Origin of the sequence: Candidatus Seribacter sulfatis (assembly GCF_964187635.1) — a bacterium.
In the GTDB taxonomy this organism is placed as follows: Bacteria; Verrucomicrobiota; Verrucomicrobiia; order Opitutales; family Seribacteraceae; genus Seribacter; species Seribacter sulfatis.
In genome coordinates this window covers 25,001-33,923 of the sequence record NZ_CAXLMO010000048.1, presented here as the reverse complement: position 1 = coordinate 33,923, position 8,923 = coordinate 25,001, and the positions used below count along the sequence as shown (strand labels likewise).

Sequence of the window (8,923 nt, the reverse complement as noted above, 5' to 3'; positions counted from 1 at the left end):
AATCATAACCGACAAGAATCAGGTTATTCCACCAAAGATGAAGATGATTCAAGGCATATTTAAATGCCTTGTAAAAACCTATTTGCTTAGAGAAGCAAGCAAAGCTGCACAACGAGATTTTTTTCTGGCAATCTTGTTCGCATGAACAAGGGAAGTCTTTCTTGCCTTTTCTAGTGCGGAGATAAAAGCCGAAGATGCTTCTTTCGCAACTGTTGAGTCTTTGCTTTCCATAGCTGTTAAAAACTTCTTCTCTAAGGTTTTTAATCTACTTATAACCATACGGTTTTGCAGGTAGCGTGCTCGGTTTTTACGAATATTTTTTATTGCTGACTTTGTATTGGCCATGAGGATTGAGTATTCTCTTTATTTTTCAGTTCTCGTCAATTAGAAAAAGAATTCGGGAAGCTGTAAGCCAGATTCTGTTTTTAACCGAAGTTAGGTTGTCATTCATTTATCTATCAATTTGCATTGATCCTTCTTGTATGAAGGTGCGGTGTACCCGAAACCATAGAGCGGGCAACTCCGTTTCCTATTTCACCTTGCATCGAATTGGGTTTACATTGCCCACTTAGTTGCCCTCGTGGCGGTGAGCTCTTACCCCACCTTTTCACCCTTACCTTGCGAACAAGGCGGTTTACTTTCTGCTGCACTAGCCGTGAACTTATCTTAACATAAGCCCCCCCCGCTTTCACGGGGAATTCTGCCCTGCGATGTCCGGACTTTCCTCTATTTATACAAAAGTAAAAACAGCGAATGACCGCTTCCCGAAAATTAAATAAAAATATTTTGTGTGGAATCAAATCAGATGTTTTAGCGTTCGCAATAAACGATCCTACCACATTGATCGCAATGGGTAAGCTTTTGATCGACTAGAACGGATGAAACAATGTCATTTGAAACCCGTAAATTGCAACCGGTACATTTTTGTTCCTCCAAAGGAGCAATGTAGGGCGGTCGGGATACTACTTTTTTTGTACGATCATAGCCCTTTAATAGAATTTCTTCGGTATCAGATCTTGCATCTTCAAGCTCTGTGGCTAATTGCTCGGTTTCAATTTGTAATTCTTCCTGCCTTTTAATGAGTCCGAGTTTTTCGATTTCAAGCGACTCCACCTTTTCGGTGATTTTACTTTTTGCGATTTCTGCTGTCTCTTTGGCACCATCAATCTTTACGAGCACCTCAATTTGCATATCTTCTTTGGATGACTGTTGCTCAAGCAAATTGGTAATTTCTTTTTCTAAAGCTTGATATTCTTCATTTTTTTTAACCTCTAACTGTTTGTTCTTGTTCCGGCTAATTTGGTCAGTAATGGAATTAATTTCTTTCTCAATCGAGCTGTTCTGTGCTTCTAGGGATCTTAAATCTTGAGTTGCCGCAGCAATAGTATCTTTCTCGAGTTTAATTTTAGATTCCATCTTTATGATCAAACTAGGAATGTTATTTAATTCCTGCCCCATCAAGTGACTTCTGCGATCTCGGCTATGAACTAAAAGTAATTTCTTGAAATCTGTATTGTTGGAAAGCATAGGTTGAGGGTAGAAAAATTAATAAAACAGAATAATACATGATGGATGCTTACTTGATTTCTTACAAGGTTTTAGCGATGGAAATTTTTTTCCTTCATGTTTGTATCAATACTAGTATAAGACTAGTTCTATGGTTGAATTAAATTCTAAAAAGTTAATTGATGATGCAGTTCTTTGTTTTGCTATTGGAGAGGATCTTGAAGCGAAAGAAATTTTGCTCAGCGTACTCAATCACGAACCCCGTAATGTGGACGCATTACGGGCAATTTCTGAAGTTTGCTTATCCTTGCAGGAATTGAAATTGGCTGAATCATTTTGTCGGCGTGCATTAACGGTAGATCCCGACGATTTAACATCGGTTGTTAGTCTGGCTCGAATTTTAGTGAAAAATGGAGATAAGGAGGGAGCGGAAGAGGCGTCTTCGAAAGCAAGAATATTAGGGTGGAAAGAAGAACTGGCTAGTGACAGTGAATAATCGCCCTGATGGCGCAATTTTTAATGCCTTTACCAATTAACTAAATTGGTTATTTTAAGATAATCAATTTATGGATTTTACGGCATCTAAATTCCAAATGATTTTATTTTAGAACAAATAACAATACTTTATGAAAAAGCATAGCCTTGAGTTTGAGAAACCATTAATGGATCTAGAAAAGCAGTTAGATGAAATTGTTAAATCTTCTAGTGACTCAGATTTAGACTTTTCAACTGAGATAAAAGCAATTGAGAAAAAAATTGAAAATACAAAAAGAGAAGTTTATTCAGACTTAACCCCCTGGCAGAAGGTACAGCTTTCCAGGCATCCGAACCGACCTTATTCTATCGATTATATTGAACGAATATTCGAAGATTTTGAAGAATTGCATGGTGATCGATCATTTATGGATGATGCCGCAATTGTGGGTGGACCTGCCTCGCTTGATGGTCAGAAGGTGATGATTATTGCACAACAAAAAGGGCGAAATACGGAAGATAATTTAAAAAGAAATTTTGGTTGTCCAAATCCGGAGGGATACAGGAAAGCTCTCCGTCTTATGAAGATGGCAAACAAATTTAAAATGCCAATCATTTCAATTATTGATACCCCCGGAGCTTTTCCTGGGATTGGTGCAGAAGAACGTCATGTCGCGGAAGCGATCGCGGTTAACCTAAAAGAAATGGCGGCCTTCGAGGTTCCCATTATTGCAATTGTGATCGGAGAAGGCGGATCTGGTGGTGCGTTAGGTATAGCGGTTGCCAATAAAGTTTTGATTTTAGAAAATGCTTATTACTCAGTAATCTCTCCTGAGGGGTGTGCGGCTATCTTATGGAAAGATCGTGCCTTTGCTTCGAACGCTGCTGAGGCGCTTAAATTAGACGCATCACAATTACTAAAGCTTGGCATTGTAGATGAAATTATTCCTGAGCCTACTGGTGGAGCACATCGGGACTGGGATAAGACTTCGGAAATCGTCAAAAAATATTTTAAGAAGACATTGGCTCTGTTGGCTACCAAAGATTCAAAAACTTTACTTTCCGAAAGATACGATAAGTTTAGATCAATTGGTGCTTTTCAATCTTAGCAAAGCTTATTGGTTAGGGTCAGTACCTTCGGGGTTCACCCTGGTCGTTCTCATCGATTACACCAATAATATCATTGCGAAGTCTAATTCTCATTTTTTGAGTAGATTCAATTTGTTGAATTAAGTTACTGTTGTTCTGATTTAGTAAAGAAATTTGCCTGTTGTAATCTCTCTCCCGATCTTGGGTGTTTGCCAATTCGTTGTTTAGACGAAAGTTATCAGCTTCAAGGCTTTTTAAATTATTCTGTATGATCATTTCCCGACCTGCAATGCCGCTAAGTTGAGATTGTAATTCTTGTGCTTCCATTGCCAAGGCTTCATATTCTTTAGACCCCTTGTTTTGCAAGCGAGCGATATCGCCATTCAGTTGTGCGTTCCTGTCTTCAGCAGAACGTAGGTTTTCATTAAGTATTCTCTCGTTTGCAACCGCTTGACTCAGTTGTATTTCAAATTTTCGGGCTTTGTCTTTATAGAATAGAGCTTCTTCATTTAATGAACTCGACTCTTTGAGCAGTCTTCTATTTTGGGAGTCAATATCGCGAACTTTTCCAACTAATGCTTGTTCATTTGTATTCATATCTTGCAAGTCTACTCTCATCAGATCGATTGCTTGCTTCATATTATCGTTTTCTAATTCCAAAGTCTTTGCTTTTGCAAATAACATTTCGTTTGCATCCCTAAGTCCAATTAACTGTTCCGAAATTCTTGATTCCTCAATTCCGAGTGAAGTGAGTTCAGATCTTAGTGTAGATAATTCACCCTTCATCGCAGAATCTGAAAATCTTAGATCTTGATTTTTTCCGTTCATTTCATCGAGGTCTCTCTTTAAATCATTACTTATTGAATTAACATTTTCGATTTGTTCATTTTTTCTGGAAACTTCAAACTTCAATTCATTCGATAAATCACGTAATGTAGCAATTTCTTCTCGAAATGCTTCCGAGTTAATTTCTAGGTTTCGATTCTTATCTTTCAAAATTTCGTTTTCATTTTTGATAATACTATTTCTATCGTTGAGAAGACTCTCCACCCCGGTTAATCGAACTATTTCGTTACGGAGGTCGTTTATATCTTCCTGAAAGGTCGTTTCTTTATTTTCCAAAGACTTATTCAATTCGTCTTTACTTCTGAGCATCGCTTCAAGATCAGATAGGCGAGAACTGCGAGTTTCTTTGTCAATTTTAAGTCCCGCAAGCTTTTGGTTACTTAACGCGATTTCCTTTTCCAACCTGTCTACTTGAGCTTTCAGTTTTTGATTCCCCGCAGAAAGTGTGTTGTTTTCGGCTAATAAGTCATTGGCGCGACGTTGAATTGTAGATTTTCCTAATTCTAGATTGCGGATTTTTGAATAATTTGATTTTTCCTGCGAATCAAATGATTTTTGTGCGTTTTCTAATCTCCTGTTTTCCGACGTCAGTTCTTTTGACCTTTGCAAAAGTTCTTGTTCATCCGCTTTAATTTCAAGAAGTTGTTTTCGTAACCTTGCGTTTGTATCGTCTAAATATTGGTTGCTTGTGTTGGTTCGTAAACCTTCCTGCTTAATTTTCGATAACTCATTTTCTAATATGGACGATTTTGCCACTGCTTCATTTAATTCCTGCCTCAATCTTTCTTCCTGTTCGATGTCTGAACTAGGAGACTGTTTTTGTTCGATAATTAATAACCTAGTTTTCTCGATTAACGCATTATGTTTCGCGACCAATTGGTTATATTGGTCAATCAAGTACTCAGGGTCGCGGAGTTGAAAGTCGGTTTGACCGAATGAGATTCCGAACGAAATTAAAAAGAAATTTGTAATTAAAAATAGGTTATGAAATTTCATATCCAAGTAAGGCTTTGAGGGTTAAAAAGTTATATCTATTTCATCATTACCACTTGAAAACAAGAAGATTTTTTTTCAATTTAGATAATAAACTATATTCGAACGGATGCCGCTCTGCTCAAGCGGTCATTGAGTGCAGAATATAATTCGTCGTTATCAGGGAAAAGTGAAGTATGAATTATTTCCTTATCTAGTTTGTCAGCCTTCCTTAAAGTGCTAAATAAATTTTTTGCGATATCCAGTGGATTCCCGGTTTGGGAAAAATACAATGAAAACGGATCTTGTTTAGACACATTAACAAACACTTGAGGGTGGGGAAGGACCATTACATGTCGAATCTTTAAATGTTTAGAGTTTAACATTACATTGATATTCGAATAAAGATACAGTGGTGTATCGGGTGCGTAGTGTTTAGTCTCTTGACCCGGTGAAGTTTTTGGAATTCCAGAATTTGAACCAGTTGCTTTACCTCCGCTAGTACAATTTACAGGAAAACCTAATACTTCCTCGATCGATGCTTGGCCTATTGGACCGGGTCTTAAAATACTGGGAACGCTTGTGGTTAAATCTAATACCGTTGATTCTATTCCCAATTCGCATGGACCACCGTCCAGTATTTCCGGACAGTCTTTCCCAAAAGATTCAACAATATCTAGGGGCCTTGTTGGGCTTAGTTTATTTGCGGGATTTGCACTGGGTGCTGCCAGGGGAATTTTAACTTTTTTAAGAACACTCCTAAATAGCGGATGGGATGGAGATCGAATTCCCACATTTGGCAAGCCTGCAGTTAATTGAAGAGGAATGCATTTTTTTTTGGGCAAGATAAAAGTCAACGGTCCAGGCCAGAAAACATTTGCTAGCAACTTACTGAATTTGTTAGTTACGCAAAGCTCACTCGCTTGATTATGATTAAGAACATGGACAATCAGCGGATTTGTTGGTGGTCTGCCCTTAATAAGATAGACTCTCTCAATTGCGTCCACCGACAATGCGGAGCAAGCCAAACCATAAACTGTTTCAGTTGGGAGAACGCAAACATCATTCGCGAGCAAAGATGAAACGCATTTTTCTAATGACACTTGAAATGTAACTACCTGAATGTGGAGTCAGATAGATAAAAACAATGCTTACAAGGCAAGCTGCATGTGCCTTGACTTCTTTATCAACTTAGAAATTTTTCGCTGCTGCATAGGAGTTAGGCCACTATACTTGCGCGGCAAAATCTTGCCAGTGTCAGTCGTGTATCGTGATAACGATTCTTTATCGAGAAAAGTGAAATTTTCAGGGTTTCTGCTTTTTTCGTGTTTAACTTCTTCAGTACTCATTGTTTCTAAAGATCACACAAAAAGCTTTTTTGCAAGATCGTAATCCAATGATTCTGGCATTAGCTTTGTCTTGTAAACTGCTCTATTAACCTTGACACTCCATACACAATTACCCAAATTAAGAAAAGATATGAAAGTAGTGTCCTCTATAAAAACTCTTAAAAACCGTCACCCCGACTGCAAGGTTGTTCGCCGCAAAGGCCGACTTTATGTCATCAACAAAACCAACCCTAGGTTTAAAGCTAGACAAGGATAATTAATATGAGAAAAGGTATACATCCTACCAACCACCCAGTTTGTTTTAGTGACGTTTCTACAGGAAAAAAATTTGTTACTCGTTCGACTTTGAAATCTAAGAACACCGAAAACCTAGATGGCGTTGATCACTTTTTACATGTTCGCGATGTAACCATGGATTCTCATCCTGCCTACACTGGCGAAAAGAGATTTGTCGATACAGCAGGTAGAGTAGAGAAATTTCAAAGTAAATTTTCTAGGAAAAGATAAGTTTTTCTTGCTTACATTCACTATAAGCATTTGTTTATAGTGTGAGTTTTTCATACCGTTATCACCATTCGTTGGTGATTCTATTGTTTCTTCTATTCGTACACAGCATAGTTGCTGATAGTATCAAAATGCGTTTTATAAACGAGGGTACTTTTTGGATGGGAGATGATAAAAACCTACCTGATGAGCAACCCGCTCATCCTCTAAGTCTGTCCTCTTTTTTTGTAGACGAGAAGGAAGTTCACATTTGGCATTGGCAAAAGGTTGCGAGTTGGGCGATAGAAAATGGGTATGTTTTTTCTGATTCAACCCAACAAAGGAAAGATGGTCCATATTGGTACGAGGAGGGGAATGAACTTCTCTTTCCGATGAACATGATCAATTGGTATGATGCCGTCAAGTGGTGTAATGCAAGATCTGAGTTAGAGGGGAGAACCCCAATTTATTATCTCGATAATGATCACTCCATTATTTTTCGGGAAGGCGAGGCTGATATTACTGAATCTCAAGTAGCATGGTCTTATTCTGGCTACAGGTTACCAACAGAAGCTGAATGGGAGTACGCAGCGAGAGGAGGAGCCTACATGCTTAAATATCCATGGGGAAATACCCTGGATGGTAGTCGAGCCAATTTTTTTCGGAGTGGCGATCCCTTTGATGAAGCTTCAACTCCTGTTGGTTACTTTAATGGCAATCAATTAATAATTGATGCTGATAACAGTTTTAACGGAGAAAATGTGAAAGCATCGGATCAGGTTTCACGCTATGGACTATATGATCTAGTAGGAAATGTAAGCGAGTGGTGTTGGGATTGGTATTACGATTCATGGTATGATGAAAGTAATGCCAGAAAAAAAAATACCCGCGGACCCAGTTTTGAATTTTTAGCTCCCATAAAAGATCTCGAAAAAAAACCGATGACCCGAGTTGCCAGGGGAAGTAACTTCAGGAGTAAACCGGATGCGAATTATGGAAACGAACTGAGGATCGCATTTCGAAATACTTTTTTACCTAACAGTACACTGAGGAGACTTGGGCTAAGATGCGTGCGAGGCGATATTGATGATCCGTTGTGGTTAAATGCCAAGAAGGTGGATGGCTTCCCCGGGTGGTATTACATGCCGTGGTTTGGATATTATTGGCAGTCTACAAAAATATGGATTTTTCATTACAGATTGGGGTGGTTGTACCCGAAGGGAAAAGGATCCTATGATAATTGGTTGTATTTTCCCAATCACGGTTGGATGTGGACTGGAAGTTATGCATTTCCATACTTTTACTCTAATGTAGATGCTGCGTGGTATAAATATGATGCAGAAAACCCTGCTTTCGGTTGGTTTAATAATGTATTAACGGGTGAAGACAAAAGATTTGGCAGAGTATTTCCATAGACAAAAGCCCTAAAATAAAGGGATTTGGAGCACCTGATAAATTTAATTTAGAAAAAAAAACGAAATTACTTGACGGAGGGACCTCTTTCCGATGTGTTGGAAATCTTTCCCTCATTTTCCGAGGGTTTGTTCTTTGAAAGTTATTTTGTGTGATCTATATAAACGGGTCACCAGTCAATTTTTTTGAATACCGAGTCAGCAATGACTCAAGCCTGTGCATGCATTTGCACAACTCTCTTTTGGAGAGTTTGATCCTGGCTCAGAGTGAACGCTGGCGGCATGGTTAAGACATGCAAGTCGAACGAAAAGCAAATCTTCGGATTTGTGGAAAGTGGCGAACGGGTGCGTAACACGTGAGCAACCTGCCCTAAAGTGCGGAACAGCCTGTCGAAAGATGGATTAATGCCGCATGTGGCTCTTCTTCGCATGGAGAAGTAGCTAAAGCTTGTAATGGCGCTTTAGGATGGGCTCGCGGCCTATCAGCTTGTTGGTAAGGTAACGGCTTACCAAGGCTAAGACGGGTAGCTGGTCTGAGAGGATGATCAGCCACACCGGGACTGAGACACGGCCCGGACACCTACGGGTGGCAGCAGTTTCGAATCATTCACAATGGGCGAAAGCCTGATGATGCAATGCCGCGTGGAGGATGAAGGCCTTAGGGTCGTAAACTCCTGTCATTGGGGAACAACAAGTAGGTTCATAGCCTATCATGAGTTAACCCAAAGAGGAAGAGGTGGCTAACTCCGTGCCAGCAGCCGCGGTAATACGGAGACCTCGAGCGTTACTCGG

The 8,923-nt window shown here is 39.3% G+C and carries 10 protein-coding genes, 1 rRNA gene and 1 other RNA gene (1 of these 12 only partly in view); 6 read left to right on the top strand and 6 right to left on the bottom strand.

All coding sequences use genetic code 11. The features are described 5' to 3' along the window. Positions 1-78: 78 nt before the first annotated feature. The 3 genes from rpsT to ACKPQ5_RS05720 form a co-directional block, all read right to left on the bottom strand. A complete protein-coding gene (gene rpsT, locus ACKPQ5_RS05730; RefSeq protein WP_407678137.1) occupies positions 79-345 on the bottom strand; it encodes a 30S ribosomal protein S20 in 267 nt (88 codons plus the stop codon). 47 nt (positions 346-392) lie between these two features. Next, positions 393-769, bottom strand: an RNA gene (gene rnpB, locus ACKPQ5_RS05725) — RNase P RNA component class A. A 41-nt stretch (positions 770-810) separates the two neighbouring features. Next, a complete protein-coding gene (locus ACKPQ5_RS05720; protein WP_407678136.1) occupies positions 811-1,416 on the bottom strand; it encodes a zinc ribbon domain-containing protein in 606 nt (201 codons plus the stop codon). A gap of 241 nt (positions 1,417-1,657) precedes the next feature. On the opposite strand from ACKPQ5_RS05720, the gene ACKPQ5_RS05715 reads away from it, so the two are divergent. After that, complete coding sequence (locus tag ACKPQ5_RS05715) at positions 1,658-2,002, top strand: hypothetical protein (protein WP_407678135.1); 345 nt, start codon at positions 1,658-1,660, stop codon at positions 2,000-2,002. A 130-nt stretch (positions 2,003-2,132) separates the two neighbouring features. Next, a complete protein-coding gene (locus ACKPQ5_RS05710; protein WP_407678134.1) occupies positions 2,133-3,089 on the top strand; it encodes an acetyl-CoA carboxylase carboxyltransferase subunit alpha in 957 nt (318 codons plus the stop codon). Between the two features lie 19 nt (positions 3,090-3,108). Here the strand turns inward: ACKPQ5_RS05710 and ACKPQ5_RS05705 are convergent, their stop codons facing one another. The 3 genes from ACKPQ5_RS05705 to rpsR form a co-directional block, all read right to left on the bottom strand. Then, positions 3,109-4,911, bottom strand: coding sequence for a hypothetical protein (locus ACKPQ5_RS05705; RefSeq protein WP_407678133.1), 1,803 nt, complete (start codon positions 4,909-4,911; stop codon positions 3,109-3,111). A 92-nt stretch (positions 4,912-5,003) separates the two neighbouring features. Next, complete coding sequence (locus tag ACKPQ5_RS05700; protein WP_407678132.1) at positions 5,004-5,990, bottom strand: L-threonylcarbamoyladenylate synthase; 987 nt, start codon at positions 5,988-5,990, stop codon at positions 5,004-5,006. 48 nt (positions 5,991-6,038) lie between these two features. Beyond that, entirely contained in the window at positions 6,039-6,236 is a 198-nt protein-coding gene (gene rpsR, locus ACKPQ5_RS05695) for a 30S ribosomal protein S18 (protein ID WP_407678131.1), read from the bottom strand. A 130-nt stretch (positions 6,237-6,366) separates the two neighbouring features. Here rpsR and ykgO point away from each other — a divergent pair, with 130 nt between their 5' ends. The 4 genes from ykgO to ACKPQ5_RS05675 all read left to right on the top strand — a co-directional run. Further along, a complete protein-coding gene (gene ykgO / locus ACKPQ5_RS05690) occupies positions 6,367-6,492 on the top strand; it encodes a type B 50S ribosomal protein L36 (RefSeq protein WP_407678138.1) in 126 nt (41 codons plus the stop codon). 5 nt (positions 6,493-6,497) lie between these two features. Beyond that, positions 6,498-6,743, top strand: a complete 246-nt coding sequence (locus tag ACKPQ5_RS05685; RefSeq protein WP_407678130.1) for a type B 50S ribosomal protein L31 — start codon at positions 6,498-6,500, stop codon at positions 6,741-6,743. A 128-nt stretch (positions 6,744-6,871) separates the two neighbouring features. Next, entirely contained in the window at positions 6,872-8,134 is a 1,263-nt protein-coding gene (locus ACKPQ5_RS05680) for a formylglycine-generating enzyme family protein (RefSeq protein ID WP_407678129.1), read from the top strand. A 236-nt stretch (positions 8,135-8,370) separates the two neighbouring features. Continuing rightward, positions 8,371-8,923, top strand: a 16S ribosomal RNA gene (locus ACKPQ5_RS05675) (it continues 989 nt past the right edge of the window).